This is a genomic window from Lysinibacillus sp. DFXJR4 (genome assembly GCF_057196045.1).
The window spans coordinates 62,952-83,812 of sequence record NZ_JBXUNW010000001.1; the positions used below are offsets into that span (position 1 = coordinate 62,952).

22 protein-coding genes are annotated in these 20,861 nt (G+C 37.3%); 18 read left to right on the top strand and 4 right to left on the bottom strand.

The genetic code is table 11. The features are described from left to right. Positions 1-33: 33 nt before the first annotated feature. Complete coding sequence (locus AC2CGN_RS00305) at positions 34-1,086, top strand: tartrate dehydrogenase (RefSeq protein ID WP_429988791.1); 1,053 nt, start codon at positions 34-36, stop codon at positions 1,084-1,086. A gap of 33 nt (positions 1,087-1,119) precedes the next feature. After that, a complete protein-coding gene (locus tag AC2CGN_RS00310) occupies positions 1,120-1,602 on the top strand; it encodes a DinB family protein (RefSeq protein WP_484511513.1) in 483 nt (160 codons plus the stop codon). Positions 1,603-2,453: 851 nt separating this feature from the next. Here the strand turns inward: AC2CGN_RS00310 and AC2CGN_RS00315 are convergent. Beyond that, a complete protein-coding gene (locus AC2CGN_RS00315) occupies positions 2,454-3,359 on the bottom strand; it encodes a glycerophosphodiester phosphodiesterase family protein (protein ID WP_484511515.1) in 906 nt (301 codons plus the stop codon). Between the two features lie 273 nt (positions 3,360-3,632). On the opposite strand from AC2CGN_RS00315, the gene AC2CGN_RS00320 reads away from it, so the two are divergent. Further along, complete coding sequence (locus AC2CGN_RS00320) at positions 3,633-3,905, top strand: YlbG family protein (RefSeq protein ID WP_484511517.1); 273 nt, start codon at positions 3,633-3,635, stop codon at positions 3,903-3,905. A 2-nt stretch (positions 3,906-3,907) separates the two neighbouring features. Here AC2CGN_RS00320 and AC2CGN_RS00325 read toward each other — a convergent pair whose 3' ends face one another. Further along, entirely contained in the window at positions 3,908-4,297 is a 390-nt protein-coding gene (locus AC2CGN_RS00325) for a DUF7147 family protein (RefSeq protein WP_286926126.1), read from the bottom strand. Between the two features lie 56 nt (positions 4,298-4,353). Between AC2CGN_RS00325 and AC2CGN_RS00330 the strand changes: the two genes are divergently transcribed. The 3 genes from AC2CGN_RS00330 (at position 4,354) to coaD (ending at position 7,252) form a co-directional block, all read left to right on the top strand. Next, positions 4,354-5,775, top strand: coding sequence for an RNA polymerase II (locus AC2CGN_RS00330; protein WP_484511519.1), 1,422 nt, complete (start codon positions 4,354-4,356; stop codon positions 5,773-5,775). A 332-nt stretch (positions 5,776-6,107) separates the two neighbouring features. Beyond that, positions 6,108-6,668, top strand: coding sequence for a 16S rRNA (guanine(966)-N(2))-methyltransferase RsmD (rsmD, locus tag AC2CGN_RS00335; RefSeq protein WP_484511521.1), 561 nt, complete (start codon positions 6,108-6,110; stop codon positions 6,666-6,668). Positions 6,669-6,760: 92 nt separating this feature from the next. Next, a complete protein-coding gene (gene coaD, locus AC2CGN_RS00340) occupies positions 6,761-7,252 on the top strand; it encodes a pantetheine-phosphate adenylyltransferase (protein WP_283871056.1) in 492 nt (163 codons plus the stop codon). A 167-nt stretch (positions 7,253-7,419) separates the two neighbouring features. On the opposite strand, the gene AC2CGN_RS00345 is transcribed toward coaD, so the two are convergent. Next, positions 7,420-8,373, bottom strand: coding sequence for a hypothetical protein (locus tag AC2CGN_RS00345; protein WP_286926128.1), 954 nt, complete (start codon positions 8,371-8,373; stop codon positions 7,420-7,422). Between the two features lie 63 nt (positions 8,374-8,436). Between AC2CGN_RS00345 and AC2CGN_RS00350 the strand changes: the two genes are divergently transcribed. Further along, positions 8,437-9,483 (top strand): SepM family pheromone-processing serine protease, encoded by a 1,047-nt coding sequence (locus tag AC2CGN_RS00350; protein ID WP_286926129.1) that lies wholly within the window; start codon positions 8,437-8,439, stop codon positions 9,481-9,483. Positions 9,484-9,528: 45 nt separating this feature from the next. Here AC2CGN_RS00350 and AC2CGN_RS00355 read toward each other — a convergent pair whose 3' ends face one another. Beyond that, on the bottom strand, positions 9,529-10,740 hold the full coding sequence (locus tag AC2CGN_RS00355) for a nucleotidyltransferase (protein WP_484511524.1): 1,212 nt from the start codon (positions 10,738-10,740) through the stop codon (positions 9,529-9,531). A gap of 182 nt (positions 10,741-10,922) precedes the next feature. On the opposite strand from AC2CGN_RS00355, the gene AC2CGN_RS00360 reads away from it, so the two are divergent. From AC2CGN_RS00360 to AC2CGN_RS00410, 11 genes are all read left to right on the top strand, one after another. Next, complete coding sequence (locus AC2CGN_RS00360) at positions 10,923-11,456, top strand: YceD family protein (RefSeq protein ID WP_429983939.1); 534 nt, start codon at positions 10,923-10,925, stop codon at positions 11,454-11,456. A 24-nt stretch (positions 11,457-11,480) separates the two neighbouring features. Beyond that, positions 11,481-11,654: a 50S ribosomal protein L32 gene (gene rpmF / locus AC2CGN_RS00365; RefSeq protein WP_054770816.1), complete on the top strand. Its 174-nt coding sequence runs from the start codon at positions 11,481-11,483 to the stop codon at positions 11,652-11,654. 163 nt (positions 11,655-11,817) lie between these two features. After that, positions 11,818-12,585, top strand: a complete 768-nt coding sequence (locus AC2CGN_RS00370; RefSeq protein WP_484511527.1) for an enoyl-CoA hydratase/isomerase family protein — start codon at positions 11,818-11,820, stop codon at positions 12,583-12,585. A gap of 110 nt (positions 12,586-12,695) precedes the next feature. Then, on the top strand, positions 12,696-13,073 hold the full coding sequence (locus tag AC2CGN_RS00375; RefSeq protein WP_429980552.1) for a transcriptional regulator: 378 nt from the start codon (positions 12,696-12,698) through the stop codon (positions 13,071-13,073). Between the two features lie 253 nt (positions 13,074-13,326). Next, the gene (locus tag AC2CGN_RS00380; protein ID WP_484511529.1) at positions 13,327-14,229 is read left to right on the top strand and encodes a ketopantoate reductase family protein; all 903 of its coding nucleotides are present in this window, start codon (positions 13,327-13,329) and stop codon (positions 14,227-14,229) included. Continuing rightward, positions 14,226-14,621, top strand: coding sequence for a DUF3397 domain-containing protein (locus tag AC2CGN_RS00385; RefSeq protein WP_484511531.1), 396 nt, complete (start codon positions 14,226-14,228; stop codon positions 14,619-14,621). Before AC2CGN_RS00380 ends, AC2CGN_RS00385 begins: the two co-directional genes overlap by 4 nt. Before the next feature lie 318 nt (positions 14,622-14,939). Continuing rightward, positions 14,940-16,556, top strand: a complete 1,617-nt coding sequence (gene bshC, locus AC2CGN_RS00390; RefSeq protein WP_484511533.1) for a bacillithiol biosynthesis cysteine-adding enzyme BshC — start codon at positions 14,940-14,942, stop codon at positions 16,554-16,556. 254 nt (positions 16,557-16,810) lie between these two features. Next, the gene (mraZ, locus tag AC2CGN_RS00395; RefSeq protein ID WP_068983256.1) at positions 16,811-17,242 is read left to right on the top strand and encodes a division/cell wall cluster transcriptional repressor MraZ; all 432 of its coding nucleotides are present in this window, start codon (positions 16,811-16,813) and stop codon (positions 17,240-17,242) included. 53 nt (positions 17,243-17,295) lie between these two features. Continuing rightward, positions 17,296-18,246, top strand: a complete 951-nt coding sequence (gene rsmH / locus AC2CGN_RS00400) for a 16S rRNA (cytosine(1402)-N(4))-methyltransferase RsmH (RefSeq protein WP_484511535.1) — start codon at positions 17,296-17,298, stop codon at positions 18,244-18,246. Then, positions 18,247-18,615 (top strand): cell division protein FtsL, encoded by a 369-nt coding sequence (gene ftsL / locus AC2CGN_RS00405; RefSeq protein WP_286926136.1) that lies wholly within the window; start codon positions 18,247-18,249, stop codon positions 18,613-18,615. Further along, the gene (locus tag AC2CGN_RS00410) at positions 18,612-20,834 is read left to right on the top strand and encodes a penicillin-binding protein (RefSeq protein ID WP_484511538.1); all 2,223 of its coding nucleotides are present in this window, start codon (positions 18,612-18,614) and stop codon (positions 20,832-20,834) included. Before ftsL ends, AC2CGN_RS00410 begins: the two co-directional genes overlap by 4 nt. The last annotated feature ends 27 nt before the right edge of the window (positions 20,835-20,861 follow it).

Genomic DNA, 20,861 nt, shown 5'->3' on the forward strand with positions numbered 1-20,861 from the left:
AAAATTATCAACATTATTAGGGAGGATTACTAGATGAAAACGTATCGAATTGCTGTAATACCAGGGGATGGCATTGGAAAAGAGGTTGTTCCTGCTGCGATAGAGGTTCTCGATCAAGCTGCACATCTTGATGGAAGCTTTCAATTTGAATGGACTACATTTCCTTGGGGCTGTGACTATTACTTAGAGACAGGTAAAATGATGCCAGATAATGGCATTGAAATATTAAAAGGCTACGATCAAATTTTCTTAGGGGCAGTAGGGATGCCTAATTTAGTACCTGATCACATTTCTTTATGGGGGCTACTGATTAAAATTCGCCGTGAGATGAAGCAGTCTATAAATGTACGTCCAGCAAAGCTATTACAAGGCTTACCTTCACCATTGCGCAACCCAAATGACTTTGATTTAATAGTTGTACGGGAAAACTCAGAGGGAGAATATGCTGAAAGCGGTGGCAGAATACATAGTGGTCAGGATGAGGTTGCTATCCAAAATGCTATATTTACAAGGAAGGGTACAGAGCGTGCGATGCGTTATGCATTTGAAATAGCAAAAACACGACGTCAGCATGTGACAAGTGCCACGAAGTCAAATGGAATTACCTATAGCATGCCATTTTGGGACGAGGTTTTTGTACAAGTAGGGAAAGATTTTAAAGATATTGGGCAAGTTTCTACGCATATTGATGCTTTAGCTGCCTTCTTCGTCATGAAACCAGAAAGCTTTGATGTTATTGTTGCATCCAATCTATTTGGTGATATATTAACAGATTTAGGTGGGGCTATTATGGGTAGCATTGGAATTGCTCCAGCAGCAAATTTAAATATTGAACGACAATATCCGTCTATGTTTGAACCTGTTCATGGCTCTGCTCCAGATATTGCTGGCCAGGGGATAGCCAATCCACTTGGACAAATTTGGACAGGTAAAATGATGCTTGATTTCTTAGGCTATCATGAGCTTGGCACAAGAGTGCTAAATGCGATAGAAGCAACATTATCACAAGGGATCAAGACAGCAGATTTAGGTGGAACTTCAACATTACGCGATGTAACAAGCGCAGTACTAAATCATTTGCGATAAGGCATATGAAAAAATCATTTGAGTGAAGCGCTTATGAAAAACTTTTTTGCTTATAATTGGCAAGTCAGAGATGAATGGTTAGAGTGGTGCAATCAGCTAAGCCCAGAGGAATTATTGAAGGAAAGGCAAGGCGGAGTAGGGAGTTTCCTTTATACACTTTTTCATATTATAGACGTTGAATATAGCTGGATTCGTGGCATCCAACGCGAAAAAGACAGAATATTCGATTTTAGTGATTATCAAACATTAGAGCAAGTGAAAAAGCTTTCTGATGAACTACGAATTGACAATATCGAATTTTTAAAAGTCAATGAGGACTTTAATAATGCCATTGTAAAAGTCGCTTGGGATGATAAGGAATATAGAAAAATTGATATTATCCATCATATTATTGTGCATGAAATCCATCATATAGGTCAGCTTTCCGTTTGGGCAAAGGAATTAGCCCTACCTTCTGTATCTGCGAATTTTATTGGTAGAGAATTAAAGACTTATATACAGCAAGAAAAAAGGTAAGGGCATGATAAAATGACCCTTACCTCATGTTGTTGAAATACTATTATGTCAATGAAATCAAGGTGACAAATTAAAAAGTATAACCCTTTTTCAAGACGAGGGGTTGATTTCTGTTCTGATTGAGTGCTTTGTAGCTGTCGCTTTGCTTTCGCGCAGAGCTTCCTGGGGGCGTCCGATGAGCCGCTTCACTCGCGCTCCAGGGTCTCATCTGTGACGCTGAATCCCCGAGGAATCACTCAGTCTACACTCCAATCAACCACTGCTCATAGTATTTTCGTTGGCATTTCACATAAATGTATAGTGATAAATTTAAGTCTTAACCATCACTATTTTTCGTAAAAAATGAAGCTGATAACATTTTTCTATGCGAAAGCAGTACGACAGCAGTAAGAGGCTTTATGTTTAGTTATAAAGTATTTTTATGGTTGACAGCTATAGAATTGTACTACTATTCTATCCATTTAATGATGGTGAGTAATATGCTTTTACTTTACTATTGAAGGAAGAAAATATTTAAAGTTCTACACTATTGCAGATTGGAGTGTAAGGCTACTCGACTCCCGTGGGATAGCGAGACAGACGAGAAACTGAGGCCAACACGAGGTTGGTCACGAAGGCGTTGTCACAGGACGTGACGCACTTAGCCTTCGTTCCTCCAGCGCAGGAAGCGGCTCGTCGCTCGCCCACCGGAAGCTTTGCTCTGTGCGAAAGCGAAGCGTCAGCAACAAAGCGAGTAGCCTGGAACGGAAATCACCTCCATTTTGACTAAATATTCACAAAGAGTCCCTTGACCATTTAGTTTTTCAACACTATGAGGTAAGGGCATGATAAAATGACCCTTACCTCTATAACTATTCTTGTGTTTGTAAGTATTCTACAGCAACATCTGGTCGATCTGTAATAATGCCCTTTGCACCGTTACGGATTAATTTCTTCATCGTCTCTCCGTCATTGATGGTCCAATAGTGAACAGGAATGTTTAAGTTGCTTAAAAACTGAATAAACTTCGGTGAATCTAATGCAATAACACCTGATTTAGGTGGTATTTGGAACACGTCTACCCTTGGATGATATAGATGTCCAAATTGGCTGGAGAAGGAAGCGAATGCTTTTCGAACATCTATCTCACCAGCACCGAGGGCTACTTGATTTTGTGCATATAGATTAAAACGGTCTATCTGCTCCCCGTAAAAGCTTGTAACAACTACACGATTCTCAGCGCCAAGCTCTTCAATTAAACGCCATAATTTTGAAGGCATTAAGCTTCCTTCATACGTATCTGGTGCGTCTTTAATATCAATATTGACCAACATATTTGGATATGCTTCTAGTAATTCCCGTAAAGTAACAACATCTACTTTTTCATTTCGATAAGGAAATTCCCCATTTAAATCTTCAAATTGATAACCGTGGTTTAAGGCATTAATTTCTGCTAAAGTCATATCTGCAATAAGACCATAGCCATCTGTTGTACGATGGACAGTATCATCATGAAAGACGATAATTTCCTCATCTTTCGTTAAGCGAATGTCTATTTCAAAGCCATCTACTCCTAATTGTGCAGCTTTTTTAAAAGCAGGCATTGTATGCTCAGGTGCTAGCAGTGAACCACCACGATGTGCGAGAATAATAGGGTGATCAAATTGTAATGCTTGTTTACTTTCACGCTGCTGAGGTTTAGAAATTGCTTTACTACCTGCCCAAGCAGCCGCACTTGCTGCTGCGATTGCAAGCGCGATCTTCGTTTTTTTACCCATATTCGTCCTCCTTAAAAAATTTAGATGATATAAAAGGTACTGGCGAATTCATTTTTGAATTTGAAAGTTTTGAGCAAACAAAATCAGAGAAACTGTGATTATGGACGTCTAAACTAATGTCTTATTAACTTGCTTAAGTGAATGTTCAACTCTTAATGAATATTGTATGCTTTACCATTATAACGGAAAAATGAGCGTTCTGTCAGCTAAACTCTGTTGCTATCATTTTCCGGTCTATGGTATTCTTTTATGTAAGAAATGAGGGAATACTATATGAACGAACGACAAGGACTAATCGTGTACGTCCATCAATTAAAACATGCAAAGTCTCTTCGAAAATATGGTCATGTTCTTTATATTTCTCGGAGGCAAAAATATGCAGTGCTCTATTGCGATCGAGAGGAAATTGAAATGATGACAACAAAACTACAACGCCTTCCTTTTGTAAAAGACGTTGTAAAGTCTTATCGTCCATTCGTGAAAACTGAGTATGAAAATGCAAAACCTGATAAAGCGAAGGAATATGACTACAAAGCAGGTCTATAATATTACGTTAATGCAGGAATATAGTGATGAAGTCTCATTATTCCAATTAAGTATTGATAAAATAGTTTTGATTCCGAAAATATAGATGAGTGCTTTATTTCTACAACAACTGCTTTTCGACCTAGTTGCTCAATACTTTCTTCGAATATTTTTTGTCGCTTAGAAGGCTTGTCTTCTATATAAGGAATGCCCTCTCGACAAATATAAATCGGCATAAATTTACTTTCACCGACTGGTTTGAAGGCAACTGCTAAAGAAGCAACTTTTTTTTCTTCTTTTGAGGAAGTTAGTATAAAGGCTTGGTGAAAGCGACTTTGATTGGTATTCACTAGTTCAAGAAGCTCATAAACATCACCATAGCCTTCACCTAATTCAATAAATTGTTGTGGCATAAAAATTGCACATCCTTTCCAATATACATAGTATCATGCTGTGGGAGGTCAAGCATATGAAATTTGCAATGAGTTTTTTTTCAGTACTTGCTTTAATTATTACAGGTATAATTTTTTTCCAGTATCATGCATATTCTTCTGACTTAGAGACTGGTAATGGTGATTTTCTTTACTCACAAGAGATAGAAATTTTCTATCGCGAAAATAGCTTAGATATAAGGCAGCATTTTAAAAATCTTCCTGATCAAAAGGTGAAAATTAAGTGGCCAGAAAATGCCATTAACCTTAGCTGCTTTATGGAAACTGAAAAAAGCTGTGATCGTTTATCAGATGAAGCTTCCTACTTTGCTAAGGGAGAAATAAAATCCCAATCTGTTTCATACATAATTCCAATTGAGGGTGGCTTAAAAGATAAAATGCTTATCCAAAATGTTTTAGCCACATTATTAAATGGTGAAGCTACTTATTCGATTGTCCATATTTCCACAGATAGTAAAATTGCTGGTCAATGGATTACAGGTTTACCTTTAATTGGACAGCAACAGCTAGCACTTGTTAACTATACAATGTTTAGTGGGAATGGTACAATCCGTGATATTTATTGGCAATCAGCTAACCTCAAAGTTCAGGAACAAAGTTCTGTTTTATCTATTTATGCACCAGGAGCTATTGCAAAGGACTTTTTGAAATCATTGGAAAATTTACAGTTTTTAAATGACCAGCATATTGCGATTATTCAAGAAAAAAATCCAATGAAAGAACATGATGATCGACTTTTATTTTTACCGACTTTAACTGCACAAGCAGTGGAGCAGGAAGTGGTGCTGTCACAAATAAAATCGCAATATAAGTTCGATAATTCTCCTGAATGGTTACCAGAGGTTGTGGCATCCTATTTAGTGAAGGATACGATAGGCTCTGAAAAAACGAAGGAAATCGTGGCAACATTAAAGGAATATATGACTACAGATCAGGAGGCAGCTTGGCAGGAAGCGATGAATAAACTTGGAGAAGAACCAATTACTCCTGCTTCAATGGATGATCTTTTAACAACGGTTTTAGGTGCAAAAACTTCTTATTTCAAGTTAAATACTGAACAAAAGAACGTGACATATCCATTATTTTTTGAAGATGATCGTGATATTTATGTAAATGATGCCTTGAAAAAAGATGTTCAATTTATTCACTATGAAGGGCAATCTTTATATACAGCCGATACATTGTTGCCGTATCTTGGTTATAGTGCCACTGAAGGGGAAAATGGCTATTATGTAAAAAGTGAAAATCGTTCATTCAGATTCCCGAAAGAACCAGGATTCTACGTATTTAATCAACGTAGATACTCTACTATTTCAGAACCGATTATTAAAATAGCTGGCCATTATTATGTTGAAGAAGCTTGGCTCCAACGCTTATTCTTAGTAGAATTACAAAAAAATGATGGTCGTATCCAAGTAATAACACAAGGGCAAGAATAATTTTTTTGCAGCGGAGGTTTTTCTTCCGCTGCAAAAATGCTTTTATCTTGATTTAGCCGATCCTTACCATGCGAAAGCGAAGCGTCAGAATACTTCCATCTCTATTGATGGCGAGATGAAAGCAGTTTTTATCTATTCAATGAGCCTACAAACACCCGCTGAAATAGAGAAACCAAAGACACGTGTAGTGACCAACATCGTGTTGGCCTACATTCCCTGGCGAATGTCACTGATTTTGAAGGGGAGCTTTTTAGAGAGGCTTAAAAAAATATAGACTCAATTATGCTGGGGTGTAATTGATATGGAAGAAGAAAGTACGGTGATTGACATAAATGAGAGTTGTAGCAGGAGAAAGAAAAGGAATGCCATTAAAGGCGATTACGGGAAATACAACGAGACCTACAACTGACAAAGTAAAGGAATCCATTTTTAATATTATTGGTCCTTTTTTTGATGGAGGGATTGCCCTCGATTTATTTGCGGGGAGCGGTGGTTTAGGCATCGAAGCTTTAAGTAGAGGTGCTGAACGAGCTATATTTATTGAAAAGGATGCTAAGGCGTTTCAGATGCTACAGGAGAATATAAAAAAATGTCGGTATGAGAATTGTTCTGAGCTCTTTCGGATAGATGCTAAACGAGCTGTGAAAGCGCTATTAAAACGAGATATTACCTTTAAATTAGCTTTTTTAGATCCACCTTATCACCACAAGGAATATTATGATCTAGTACAAGTACTTATCGATAATCATAAAATCCAACAAGATGGCATTATTTTATGTGAACATGCAACAGAAGTAGAACTACCACAAAGTTTTGGAGACTTTGTATTAAAGAGACAAGAAACATATGGCGGAACGATTATTTCTGTTTATCTTTATTCAGAGGGTGTCTAAATATCATTGAATAAAGGAAAAGCCTCTGGCGGATGCCATGATATTACGCCAAGGCAAAATTGATTGTTGTGCAGAGGAAGAGGGAGAATAAGTTGTCAGAGAAAATTGCTGTAGTTCCTGGAAGTTTTGATCCTGTAACATTTGGTCACTTAGATATTATTAAACGTGCGGCAGATGTTTTCGATACTGTTTATGTAGCAGTGTTAAATAATTCATCGAAGCAGCCACTGTTTTCTGTAGAAGAACGCATGGCTTTAATGGCAGAGGTGACGAAAACATTGCCAAACGTGCGTATTGAAAGCTCATCTGGTTTGTTGATAGACTATGCGAAAGAAAAAAAAGCAAAGGCTATTGTTCGCGGTTTACGAGCTGTATCAGATTTTGAATATGAGATGCAAATTACTTCGATGAACCGTTTTCTAGATGAAACCATTGAAACATTTTTTATCATGACAAAAAATCAATATTCATTCTTAAGCTCAAGCATTGTAAAAGAAGTAGCGAAATATGGTAGCGATGTCAAAGAGCTCGTTCCTACATGTGTTGTAGCTGCCTTAAAAGAAAAATATGGGTTTACGAAATGAAAAACAAAGGGGATGTCAGTATTTGGGCGTCTCCTTTTTTATTTTATGATAGGAATGAGGCTACTCGACTATTGAGCTAATGGAGTAGCCTAGAAAGAAAATTACGCTCAGTCCACTACATTTCTTCATAATTTGGAAATATGAGTTCAGGAAAAAAGATGCTTTCATTATTTTAAGAAAAAAAGAGCATAAATAGTTGGCACAATGATTATGCTAAGTAGGCGGAATTTTATATATGGCCGAACAGAAAGCTTGGCTGATTTAGCAATAACAAAAATTTGCAAATGTATGCTAATGCTTTGCATAGTAAGTAATAGAACTACTAGCAATGGTAAATAGGAATGACTGGGAAAGGCTGTGACAGTCATTTTAAGACCATTTGTAACTTCTAGTATGGCAGCAATAGAAAGCTCAGCTGTATGGGGTAATTTTGGTATGAGTTTATCTAAGCCTTGTTGTACTATCGTTTGGATCGTAGTGAAAAAGATAATGGTTGTTCCAACTAAAAGAATCGTCGGTGCTGTCTCTTTAATGCTTTCTGAGAAAGGTGCTGAATATAAAGGCGTATTATGAATAGAAATGCTAGGAAGATCAGATTTTCGGAATAAAAAATAACCAGTTATTAAACAACAAATATTAAAACTATGTAGTAAACATAAAAACAGCCAGCCAAACGTATTACTGTGTAACAAATCAAGGCTTACAAAACCTAGCACAAAAAGCGGACTTGGTGCATGACAGACGGCTAGTAAAAAATTAGCTTCTTTAGGATGAAGCTGCCCACTGTTTTTTAGATAAACAATTGTTGTTGCACCAGTAGGATAACCGCCAAGTGCGCTAATAATATAGGCTTGTACGTATAGTGAGGCTCTTTTGGTCTTTGTTCGCATAGGAGCCGTTAAACGTAGTAGCCATTGCGTTAAAATTAAATAAGGTAATAAATATGGGAAAAGCGCATCCATAAATAGCGTTAAACCTAAGTCAGTACCGTGATGAGCTGTTTGTGGGAATAGCAAGAGTAATAGAATAAGAACTATGCAAAGCGCTATTTGAATTGTGGCATACATGTTATCATCTCGTTTCAACTTTTTGTCATTCACATAGGCAAATGCTAAAATCAATATATGTAAAAAAGGCAAAAACATGAACGTATGGTTTTGCGAGCGTCCTAGGAGGTGTTCCAAATGAAGAAAAAAATAAGTATTTATGTAGTGTTATTAGTCGTTATTTGTTTTTTAATGTTATACCGACTAGACGCCTATATTATGAAGCCTGGAAGTGCTTATGATGTCAGTAAATTTGTTACAGTAGAAAACAATCATACTGAAAACAAAGGGTCTATGAGTTTAATGACAGTAGCTATGCAGCAAGCGACCCCTTTTTCGTATCTTTGGGCTAAAACTCAAAAATATCAAAAACTAATGGATATTAACCAGGTACGAAATCCATTAGAAGATGAAGAAGAATATAATGTTCGACAGCTTAAACTAATGTCTGACTCCCAGTTCAATGCAAAGTATATTGCCTTCCAGAAAGCGGGACTTCAAACAACAATACATTTCGATGGAGTCTTTGTTTTAAATGTGCTGGATGGTGGTGCTTCAGACGGCCTTTTAAAAGCAGGAGACGAAATTATTGAAGTGGATGGACATAAAATTAGTAATCAGCAAATGCTAGTAGATCTTTTGAAGCCAAAAGAGCTTGGAGACAAAGCAACAGTTAAATTCATACGTAATAAAAATGAACAAGAGGTCACTATTACATTAAAGGAAATTCCTAGAGCCGAGGAAAAGAGAGCTGGTTTAGGTATTTCGTACGCAGAAAGTAAATCAATTGAAACAAATCCAAAAGTGACAATGAAGACAGAGGATATTGGTGGGCCATCTGCGGGTCTAATGTTTACACTTGAAATTTTAGATCAACTGCTTAAAGAGGATTTAACCAAAGGCTATGCTGTAGCAGGCACAGGAGAAATGTTGGTTGATGGCTCTGTTGGAAGGATTGGAGGAATAGACTATAAAGTCATCGCTGCTGATCGAGATGGTATGGAAATTTTCTTTGCGCCAGATGATGAAATTTCTCCAGAACTAAAGGCGAAACATCCTGAATTGGAATCAAACTATGCGACAGCAGTAAAAACGGCTAAAGAAATTGGTACGAAAATGAAAATAGTACCTGTTAAAACGGTAGATGATGCCATAAATTATTTAAAACAGTTACAGCCCAAATAAAAAAGGATGCTAGAAAAATCTGGCATCCTTTTGTAGTGAATAGATTTAGAAACGAATCGGTGGTGTTTGATAATCTTTAGGTAGACTTCGTTCCATATTTCCAGTTTCGAGGCTTAGATTGTAAATCTCTGCGGCATGAATATCTATAGTAAGCATAGCATCTTTCGTAGCTGCAACTCGGCTGATTAATGGTAAAGAGATGTCCTTTTTATACTTCCCTAAATAAGCCTGCCCTTTCATACTCATACCAAGTAAACGAATATAGGATGGAGTAACACTGTTGTGTAATTGTTCCTTACTAAATCCAGTATAAATATGAGTAAGCATGCGCTGAAGTCGCGTCCATGTATAGCGCTTTGATTTTATTTTTTCCATAAAGTTGCTAAAGGAATGACTTGTTTTGGCTGCCTTAATAAGAGCATTCTCAATACCTTCAGTTACTTCAGCATAGTGACTCAATTCGCTAGGTGTATGTCGAATAAGCGTAAACTGTAAGAATGGCCAAAAAGTTTCCCAACTAGCAAATTTACCATACTGACGATACCAATTAGCTAAATAATCAAATGATGTCTTTGGAAGAACATCTTGAACATGCTGAAGTTTACGGGATGTTGCTAAAGCCTGGCGTATTCCCGTTGCACTTGCGATGGATGCACCCTCCTGTAAAGCATCATGGTATCCTGCTGCAATTCGTGGAATAGTCATTGGTTTAATATCACTATCTAATGTTTTGGCAGCTTCAATATAGTGAAAGCCGAGTATATTATTAGGCTGTGATAAATCAATGTATGTAGCAGGGAACTTTTGAGAAAGCTGTTTATAGGCATAATGTAAGCTTTTAGGATAGCTTGCACCTGTTGTGAGGCTTTCCTTAATAAGTGCGTTGTATTCCTCCTGATGTCCGTGAATAAGCTCAAATGTGTTCAAAAAGGGTTGTATGGCACCGTCTTCACTACCAAATGCAAAAGATTCACAGCCAACTGCAGTTAATAATGCAATGGCTCCTTTAGCAAAATCAGCAGCAGGTGCGGTACTATAAACATAAGGTAGCTCGATGACAATATCTACGCCACCAGCGAGTGCCATTTTTGTTCGTGTCCATTTATCGACCATGGCTGGCTCACCACGTTGTAAAAATGAACCACTCATTACAGCGATGACAAGGTCTGCTTGTGCTACTTTTTTTGCCTGTTCTAAATGATAAGCATGTCCATTGTGAAATGGGTTGTATTCAACTACTACGCCAACTGCTTTCATGTCAAGCCCCCATCTATTTTTTACTTTTTGTTTATAGTAACCAAACGAGTACGAAATAAAGAAATTACATGTATTATAGTATATAATTATAGTGAGGTTTCATAGTGGTGACAAGAAATTATCTTGACATCTATTTTTACACATTATATAATCAACAGTGTTGTCTCGAGGTGATTAAACGAATGAAATGGTCAATTCATCAATTATCTAAATACCGCCAAAACGGGATGCCGATTGACACCTATGTCCAATTGGACGAGGTGATGGAGCGAAACCAGGATATTCGAGCAATTTCGCCCGTTCATGTAAAAGGGCTATGTACTTTTGGTGCATCGCAAATGACATGTCAGTTAACTGTGACGGCGACGTTGACACTACCATGTGCGCGCACGTGGGAGGACGTTGAGTTTCCTATCGAAGTTGAGACAGTTGAGATTTTCAGCTGGATTGAAGAAGAAAAACGAGGGGAAGATGACGGAGACATTCACTATATTGATGGTGAAGTCATCGACATGAAGCCGGTTATTGAAGAACTTATTCTTCTTGAGGTACCTATGCAAGTATTCAAAGAGAATACCGAAGGACAAGTGCAAAGTGGGAAAGACTGGTCTTACGCAACAGATGAAGACGTTGAGCTACACAAAAAAGCTGATAAGCAAAAAGTGGATCCAAGACTAGCTGCTTTAGCTAAGTATTTTGATCAAACAGACGAATAGACGATCTGTAAGGAGGTGCCATCAATGGCTGTACCATTTAGAAGAACTTCTAAAACTGCAAAAAGAAAGCGTCGTACGCATTTCAAACTATCTGTACCTGGTATGGTAGCTTGCCCAAACTGTGGTGAAGCAAAATTATCACACCGTGTTTGCAAAGCTTGCGGACATTACAAAGGTAAAGAAGTAGTAAGCAAATAATTCAGTGTTTGCTCACTTAAAAGGCTAGTAGAGAGACCATGGCTCTTTACTAGCCTTTTTGTATGCTTAAAGAGACGGAATATTTCGTCAAAAACAAAAAGATGTATAGTGCTATAATAATTGTGTGATACAATTTATTCATTGGGACAAAGGGGGAAATAGTATGGCATATACAATTGACAATAATGAAGGCATTATGACTTTTACCATAAATCGTGAAGAAAAGCGAAATGCGGTCAATGATGAGGTGATGGATGGTCTACAAGAAGTAATTACATATATTCGAAGCCGTGATAATGTTCGTTTTTTAGTTGTAACTGGTGCAGGGGATAAATCATTTTGCTCAGGTGGGGATTTATCGGAATTCCATTCGCTTGAAACAGAGGATGAAGCCTTTGGAATGCTAAGTAAAATGGGGAAAATATTGTATGATCTCGCAACATTACCTGTACCTACAATTGCTTTGATTAATGGAACGGCAGTTGGAGGAGGTTGTGAGATTGCAACAGCTTGTGATTTTCGTCTAGTAGCCAGTCATGCAAAATGTGGTTTTATCCAAGGGACATTAGCAATTACAAGTGGCTGGGGTGGCGGTACATACTTATTTGAACGAGGCTTGCGGCATGATCGTGCCATGAAGATGCTAGTAGACGCCAAACCTTATCCAGCGGAATTACTATATGAAATTGGTTGGGCTATGCGTGTTTTTGAAGGTTCGAAGGAAGAAGCGTTAAATGATTTTATAGAACATATGCGTAAAATTCATCCTTCTGTTCATAAGGCCTATAAAGAAATTGAGCTTCGTAAGTGGCGTGAACGGAATATGTATGAACGTGTAATGGAGGAAGTTCGTACCTGTGCGAAGTTGTGGGAAAGTGAAGCCCATCATGAGGCAGTTAATAATTTCCTGACTAAGAAGAATAATAATTAATGTATAACGGCAGCGATTATTGAAAAGCTTAATCGCTGTCTTTTTTTATTCAATGATTCTATTTTGCTCACTCTTGCATATAGTAGTAAAAAATGCGAGGGTGATAGATTATGGAATTGAAAAAAAGAAAAGATCAATGGACAAAAGAAGACGATGAAAGATTAGCAGAAATCGTCTTGCATAATGTGCAAAATGGCAAAACGCAGTTAGAAGCTTTTGAGTTAGCTGCTTCTGAACTAGGCCGTACAAAACAAGCATGTGGTTTTCGTTGGAATAAAACGTTACGTGGTCAATATAGTCAGTCACTATTAGCTGTGCGAAATCAACCGCAACAGTCAATGCGAAGTCATTTAAAGCTGGCATTGACAAGTTTTGATGAATTAACAGAGGCTTATCAAACCCTTGAGATTAGACATCGTGAGCTGCAAAATGAGCATGAAAAACTGGTGAAATGGCTGCAGCAAGGGTATTCTTTAATGAAAGATTAAACACACTGTAAAATAAATGATGAGTAATATGCTTCTATGATTTCTGGTTATCTTAGCAACCAATTATCCATATTTTATCGTAAACAATCAGTCAATCCTGTATAATAGAAGAACCTGTATAGGAGGTGCCTTAGAAATTTTCTAAGGCACCTCGTTCTGTAAGCGGGTAAAATGAAATCATACAGCATTTTGTGGTAAAACTGTTTACAAGGAGTTTCACATTTAAGAATGATGTGGGAGGTGTCTAAGTGTTGTGAAGATAGCGGTTATAGGTGCTGGTGCTGTTGGGCAGCTAATGGCAAGCTTTTTTGCTGAGTCAGGTTTAATGGTTACATTGGTATCTAGAAGGCAAGAACAGGTAGAAGAGCTACGTGCAAATCATCTAACACGAATCAATGTTGATGGCACAAAAACTGTACAAAAAGTAGCTGCAACAACAAATTTAAAGGAGCTTCCGCAGCAAGATTTAATAGTGATAGCGGTTAAGTATGGTCAATTACATGAGCTTTACGAACAATTGTCATCATTATCGAAAGAAGTTCCCTTACTATTTATGCAAAATGGCTTAGCGCATTTTGAGGAAGCGCTAAAATTAGCGCAAAAAAATATAGCCTTTTGCACGGTGTCATTTGGCGCCCAACTGATAGATTCGTCAACAGTACAGCATAGAGGTGTTGGTGTTTGTAAGATTGCTCTAGAAAGAGGAGCAAGTGGTATATTCGATAGGCTATTACTCCTCAGAAATGATTTGTTTCCAATTCAATTGGTAGATAATGCTCAACAGATATTATTTGAGAAAGCTGTACTGAATAGCTTGATTAATCCATTAACAGCTGTTTTGCAAGTGAAAAACGGAGAGTTAGTCACAAATAAACAAGCATTTTTAATCATGCAAACCATCTACCAAGAGCTAATGGGGGCTTTTGAAGGAATAGAAGAAACGATACCCTTTTCTAAAGTCATTGATTTATGTGAGCAAACAGCGAATAATACATCTTCTATGCTGACAGATCGTATACAAGGGAGAAAAAGCGAAATTGATACGATTGTTGGAGTACTGCTCGATAAGGCTTTAAAAAAAGATCATTATTTGCCAACCTTGCGTACTTTATATCACCAAGTACTTGCAATTGAAGAGTGTGGTGAAAGACGTTGAAAGATTTTTTAAATATTGTGATTAGTGTCATTATTTTTTGCCCAATTCTTCTTTTTATGATTGTTTATTTAATTGGTAGAAAGGTAAAAATCCGAGGCACACATGCTTTTGGGGCTGCTTCAGATGTAACAACATTTTGTTTATTTTTTTCAGTGCCGTTAGCGATTGGTGTTCTATGGAGTGTCAATGTTGGTGTGCTTTTAGTCATGCTAGCACTGACAATGGCTATGATTTTTACATATATTGATTGGCGAACAAAAAAAGAAATTGAAGTGAAGCCACTGCTGAAAAAAATTTGGCGTTTTCAATTTTTAGTACTAAGTACTGCCTATATTGTTATTTGTGTTGTTGGAATAATTCAATCCGTTATAGAATATTTACAGGCTGTCTAAGCATTTTCTTTTCATGTTGAAGCCATAAGCGTTAAAATAATAACATTAAAATGTTTCTATAAAATTAACTCTTTATAAGTAATAAGTTGGGAAATACCAAATATTTGCGGTATAAAAATGTAAGTACATGTCTGGCGAGGATTTTGATTCTTTATGTGCTTAGCAGAGCAGATTGAATAGAGTATTTTCTTACTATTTGTTGAGAATTGTCATTTTAAATAATCGTTCTAGGATAAAACGCATAGTATTAATGGAACTTATTTTTTCAATTTGCTTATTAAGAGTAAGATGATTTAGTGAGTAGAGGAGTTTATGTTAATGAAACTGGAGTCTATCCAAGTACCCATAAAAAATCGTGTGCTAGCAGATTATTGGTCACCGAAAACTGCCATTCATGAGTATTTTGAATATGAATATAACGATCAATCTTTTGAAAAGCGAGTGCGATATTTAGAACAGCATGCAAAAGACCAAAAAGAAATAGCAGCAATCATTCGCCAATTTATGGAGCCTCTTGGAATATCGAAGCAATCAAATGAGCATTTACAGCAACTAGAGCAAGGAGCTGTTACAGTTGTTGGTGGGCAACAAGCTGGTATTTTAACAGGTCCTCTTTACTCAGTGCACAAGGCAATATCTGTTATAAAGTTAGCAAAAGAACAAAGCTTAAAGCTTCAACGGCCAGTTGTTCCTGTGTTTTGGATAGCTGGTGAGGATCATGACTTAGAAGAGATAAACCATACGTATACAGTGCAGGGTGTAGAGGTGAAAAAACGTGTCTACGGGGAACGCTCTAGACGTAAAACGATGGCTTCTGCTACAAGTATTAACAAAGAAACCATGACACAATTAATGAATACCATTGCAAAAGATTTTGGTGAAACAGAATTCACTGAAGCCCTTATGAAACAATTAATTGATACTTTAAATAAGAGTGAAACATTTACGGATTTCTTTGCACAACTTATGAATCAGCTATTCAAGGATGAGGGCTTGTTGCTGATAGATGCAACAAATTATAAACTTCGTCAGTATGAAAGCGGAAACTTTAGTCATATTATTCAACATAACGAAGAAATTGCTAGAGTAGTAACAGAGAAAGAGGAACAGCTTGAACGTGCAGGATATGGTAAGCCTATTTTAGCAACAAATGAAGCGGCAAATCTATTTTTTGTTGAAGATGGGGAACGTCATCTTTTAGAAAGAAAGAATCAATCATTTGTTAATTTAGCAGCCAATATTAAATTGTCTCGAGAAGAGATGATGGAGATAGCTACGAATCAACCTGAGAGATTGAGTAATAATGTTGTAACGCGTCCTCTTATGCAGGAAATGGTATTACCAGTACTTGCGTTTGTTGGTGGTCCAGGAGAACTGGCTTATTGGGCAACGTTAAAGGATGCTTTTTCGGTACTAGGCCTACAGATGCCTATTTTTGCTCCGCGTCTGCATATTACAATTGTTACACGCCATGTGGAACAATTATTACGTGAGCAACAATTAACAGTTGCTGATGTATGGGCTGGAAAGGCATTACAGCTTAAAGAACAATTTATTGCTGAAATTCAGGACCAAGAAGCAAAATCTCAAATCCAAACAATGCAACAAGAGCTTTTTGATAAATATAATCAGCTTGCATCTTACTTAAAAGAACAGCATGTATCATTAGATAAAATACTTGTAAAAAATAAAGAAAATCATCAAAAACAGTTTGACTATTTACAGCAAAAGATTGAACAATCTGTACTTCATAAGCATGAAACAACCATTCGTAAATTTATGACATTACAAAATGAGCTATGTCCAAATGAGGGGTATCAGGAAAGAAGTTATAATCCATACCAATATATCAATGAGTTTGGACCTATGTTAGTGACTGAAATGCTTAAGCATAATTATAGCATTGGAAATCACCACTATTTACTGTATATATAATATGGTATGAATATTTCTTTTTACCTATGTAATTATTTGATACAATGCAGATTTGATGAATATTGTCGATATTAATAATAAATAAAGAGCTATCCTACTAAGGGTAGCTCTTTATTTATGTCATTTAGCATAGATCAAAAAAATCGCTAAAGGTCTATTTGCATATTAAGTGATGAAATGTCAAGTTTTTTTTAAAAAAAGTGGAGGAAAGTGGGGGGATGTGGTACATTATTTAATAAAGTGGGGTGAATAGCATGTTCATGGGAGAATATCAACACTCTGTTGATGCGAAAGGACGATTAATCGTGCCCGCAAAATTTCGTGAAGCCTTAGGCGAAACGTTTGTTGTAACACGCGGACTTGATAATTGTTTATTTGGCTATCCTATGGATGAATGGCGAAAACTCGAAGAAAAATTAAAGGGCTTACCGATGACCAAAAAAGATACTCGCGCATTTGCAAGGTTCTTTTTTTCAGGGGCAACGGAAGTAGAAATAGACAAGCAGGGTCGTATCAATATTCCTTCAACTCTTATGCAACATGCGCATCTTGTGAAAGAATGTGTTGTGCTAGGCGTTTCGAATCGAATAGAAATATGGGCAAAAGATGCTTGGGAGACTTACTTTAGTGAGTCTGAGCAATCCTTTAATGAAATTGCAGAAAATATGATTGGCTTTGATTTTTAACTTTTGTCAAGATGTCAGTTGAATGAAGTTAAGGCCTGAAGGGAGCGAGTGGTATGTTCGATCATACAACCGTGTTATTAAAAGAAACTGTTGACGGGTTGAACATCGATCCTGATGGAATCTATGTGGACTGTACACTAGGTGGCGCAGGGCATAGTGAATATTTAGTACAACAACTATCTGATATGGGCCGTTTAATTTGCTTTGATCAAGATATGACAGCTATTAACAATGCGAAATTACGATTAGCACCGTATATCGAACGTGTGACGTTTATCCATTCTAATTTTCGAAATTTGAAAGAGGAATTATTAGCACTTGGTATCGAGCAAGTAGATGGTGTTTTATATGATTTAGGTGTTTCATCGCCACAGCTAGATACACCAGAACGAGGCTTTAGTTATCATCATGATGCACCATTAGATATGCGTATGGATCAAACAGCAACACTTACAGCATTTCATGTTGTGAATGAATGGGCATATGAAGATTTAGTACGTATCTTTTTTAGATATGGAGAAGAGAAGTTTTCAAAGCAGGTTGCTCGTAAAATCGAAGAGGCACGTAAGGTGGCACCGATTGAAACAACCGGTCAACTTGTAGAACTTATAAAAGAGGGTATTCCAGCAGCGGCACGCCGTAAAGGTGGACATCCAGCAAAGCGCATATTCCAAGCAATACGAATTGCTGTAAATGATGAGCTAGGCGCAGCAGAGGATTCATTAGTCGATGCGATTGATATGATAAACGTAGGTGGACGTATTAGTGTCATTACGTTCCATTCATTGGAGGACCGCCTATGCAAAACTATTTTTAAGGAAGCGTCATCATTACCGGAATTACCACCAAATTTACCTGTAATTCCTGATGACATGAAGCCAACTTTAAAGCTTATTACGAGAAAGCCGATTGTTCCATCTGATGAGGAACTTGAGGTTAACAATCGTGCACGTTCAGCGAAGCTTAGAGTGGTGGAGAAAATTAACGACAAAGGGCGTGAGTAAATGGCAGCAGTACGTGTAAGGCAGCACCAACATCAACAAGTGCAACAACCGATAACACCACCTAGTCCACAACCCACTATCATACGTCGTAAAAAAACGAACCAGAAGTTTGAAAAAACAATGCTACTTGCATTAGTTGGTATTATTGTTGTATTAGCGGTAGTCGTTTTAAATAAGCAAGCGGCTATTCAAACAACAAGTATGGACATTCAAAACATTGAAGCAGAAGCAGATAAGATTGCTAAAAAGAATGTTGACTTGACGGTTCGTGTAAGTGAACTTTCTACATATGAAAATATATGGAAAAAAGCGGAAGAACTCGGTTTAACTCAAAATGAGAAAAATGTAAAGGTAGTGCCGGGAGAATGAAAAAAAAGAGATTTCGATTCCAATGGGGAGCCTTTCTATTAATGATTTTTTATGGAGGGCTCTTTTTTCTATTATTCACAAGAATGGTGACATTACAGGCGACAGGTGAGGCAGAAGGACAGGAGCTTGCGGCGCGAGCAGCAGCAAAGTATAGCAAGGAAAGTGCAATAACAGCAAATCGTGGTAAGATTTATGATCGGACTGGACAAGTTATAGCGGAGGATACACTAAGCTATCGTTTGATTGCTATCGTAAACGAAGCGGCTACAACCGATCCAAAGAAACCGCGACATGTAATTGACGTAGAAAAAACTGCAGCGGTTTTACATGAAAATATCCCATCATTGAAAGAAGAGGATATTGTTAAGAAACTAAACAATCGATATAGAAGTGACGGTAAACCTCTTTATCAAGTTGAATTTGGTAGTGCAGGACGAGGAATTAGCCATGAGGTTATGAGTAAAATCAAAGATAAGAAATTGCCTGGGATTCTATTTGTAAATGATTTGAAACGCTATTATCCAAATGGGATTTTTGCCTCACATTTAATTGGCTTCGCAGTAAAAGAGGAAAATAAAGATCATACGTTCACAACAAAAGGTAAGATGGGCCTTGAATTAACCTATAACAAAGAATTATCTGGAAAAGACGGTAAAATTGAATACGAGACAGATGCTTTTAGTTATCTATTGCCAAATAGCGAAAAAATGGTGACACCCGCCAAAAATGGGGATGACATTTATTTAACAATAGATAAAACAATTCAAAGCTTTTTAGAGGAAGCGATGTCACAGGTTGAAAAGGAGTATAATCCTGAATCTATGACAGCTGTTGTAGCAGAACCGAAAACAGGAAAAATACTGGCGATGACCCAGCGCCCAACATTTAATCCTGATACACGTGAAGGGACAAATATGAAATGGCTGAACGATGTGATTGAGGAAACCATTGAACCAGGCTCAACAATGAAAACATTCACCCTTGCCTCAGCTATTGATACAAATACATGGCCACCAAATGCTACGTATATGTCAGGTAGATATAAAGTTCTTGATCGTGAAGTTAAAGACCATAATAAAGGGCGTGGTTGGGGTCCTATAACCTATTTAGAAGGATTCCAGCGTTCATCAAATACGGCAATGGCACATTTATTAAAGCTTATTGGCGAGGATGTCTTTTATGATTATTTAGATAAATTTGGTTTTGGCAAGAAAACAGGTATTGATTTACCGAATGAGGCAGCAGGTACACTTTTATCAAAATACCCGATTCAACGTGTTACAACAACATTTGGTCAAGGCTCTACGGTTACGCCAATTCAGCTTGTTCAGGCGATGACAGCAATAGCGAATGATGGAAAAATGATGCAGCCCTATGTCATTGATCAAATTGTAGATCCATCGACAGGAAAAATCATTCAAAATCATAAGCCGATTGAAAAAGGACAGCCAGTTTCAGCTAACACAGCGAAGCAAGTAAGGGAAATCCTTGCATCTACTTTAACTGCTGAGCATGGGACAGCAAAGGACTTTATCCTTAATGAATATGAAGTTGCAGGTAAAACAGGAACTGCCCAAATACCGAAAGCAAGTGGTGGGTATCTTGCCAATGATTATCTGTATTCGTTCCTAGGAATGGCGCCAGTAGATAATCCCCAGCTTATTATGTATGTCTCAGTAACAAAACCTAAGCTTAAAATGGGGGAAAATGGTTCTGTCCCAGTGTCAAAAGTATTTAAGCCAGTTATGCTAAATAGTTTAAAGTATTTAAATGTTAATACAGAAGATGTCAAACAGGTGGATAATGCAGCAATCCAAGACTACACAGGTCAAAGTGCTGAGGCGGTACAGGTAGAGCTTGCAAATGATGGACTACAGCCAGTTGTTGTTGGAAGCGGTGGGAAAATCATTGACCAGTATCCGAAAGGTTCTCAAAAACTAATTAAAGGTAATTTTGTGTTTTTAAAAACAGAAGGTGATATCTCCCTACCAGATTTTACTGATTGGTCGTTGCGCAATGTACTTGTTTTCAAATCAATGGCTAATCTAGAGATAGAGGTTGTGGGTGAGGGCTTTGTAGCGAGCCAAAGTGTATCCGCAGGTACAGTAATTTCAGATAGTTCACCGATAGTTGTGAAGCTGAAAACACCAGCAGAAAGCTATATAAAAGACGTTGAAGCAACAGCTGATGATGAAGCTGAACAAATTGTTGATCAATAGATACTGAATAGAAGTCCACTTTATTTC

Bases quoted from the DNA above. Each gene is read 5' to 3' on its own strand.
- AC2CGN_RS00305 (WP_429988791.1), top strand. From the start codon at position 34: ATGAAAACGTATCGAATTGCTGTAATACCAGGGGATGGCATTGGAAAA.
- AC2CGN_RS00310 (WP_484511513.1), top strand. From the start codon at position 1,120: ATGAAAAACTTTTTTGCTTATAATTGGCAAGTCAGAGATGAATGGTTA.
- AC2CGN_RS00315 (WP_484511515.1), bottom strand. From the start codon at position 3,359: ATGGGTAAAAAAACGAAGATCGCGCTTGCAATCGCAGCAGCAAGTGCG.
- AC2CGN_RS00320 (WP_484511517.1), top strand. From the start codon at position 3,633: ATGAACGAACGACAAGGACTAATCGTGTACGTCCATCAATTAAAACAT.
- AC2CGN_RS00325 (WP_286926126.1), bottom strand. From the start codon at position 4,297: ATGCCACAACAATTTATTGAATTAGGTGAAGGCTATGGTGATGTTTAT.
- AC2CGN_RS00330 (WP_484511519.1), top strand. From the start codon at position 4,354: ATGAAATTTGCAATGAGTTTTTTTTCAGTACTTGCTTTAATTATTACA.
- rsmD (WP_484511521.1), top strand. From the start codon at position 6,108: ATGAGAGTTGTAGCAGGAGAAAGAAAAGGAATGCCATTAAAGGCGATT.
- AC2CGN_RS00350 (WP_286926129.1), top strand. From the start codon at position 8,437: ATGAAGAAAAAAATAAGTATTTATGTAGTGTTATTAGTCGTTATTTGT.
- AC2CGN_RS00355 (WP_484511524.1), bottom strand. From the start codon at position 10,740: ATGAAAGCAGTTGGCGTAGTAGTTGAATACAACCCATTTCACAATGGA.
- AC2CGN_RS00360 (WP_429983939.1), top strand. From the start codon at position 10,923: ATGAAATGGTCAATTCATCAATTATCTAAATACCGCCAAAACGGGATG.
- rpmF (WP_054770816.1), top strand. From the start codon at position 11,481: ATGGCTGTACCATTTAGAAGAACTTCTAAAACTGCAAAAAGAAAGCGT.
- AC2CGN_RS00370 (WP_484511527.1), top strand. From the start codon at position 11,818: ATGGCATATACAATTGACAATAATGAAGGCATTATGACTTTTACCATA.
- AC2CGN_RS00375 (WP_429980552.1), top strand. From the start codon at position 12,696: ATGGAATTGAAAAAAAGAAAAGATCAATGGACAAAAGAAGACGATGAA.
- bshC (WP_484511533.1), top strand. From the start codon at position 14,940: ATGAAACTGGAGTCTATCCAAGTACCCATAAAAAATCGTGTGCTAGCA.
- mraZ (WP_068983256.1), top strand. From the start codon at position 16,811: ATGTTCATGGGAGAATATCAACACTCTGTTGATGCGAAAGGACGATTA.
- rsmH (WP_484511535.1), top strand. From the start codon at position 17,296: ATGTTCGATCATACAACCGTGTTATTAAAAGAAACTGTTGACGGGTTG.
- ftsL (WP_286926136.1), top strand. From the start codon at position 18,247: ATGGCAGCAGTACGTGTAAGGCAGCACCAACATCAACAAGTGCAACAA.
- AC2CGN_RS00410 (WP_484511538.1), top strand. From the start codon at position 18,612: ATGAAAAAAAAGAGATTTCGATTCCAATGGGGAGCCTTTCTATTAATG.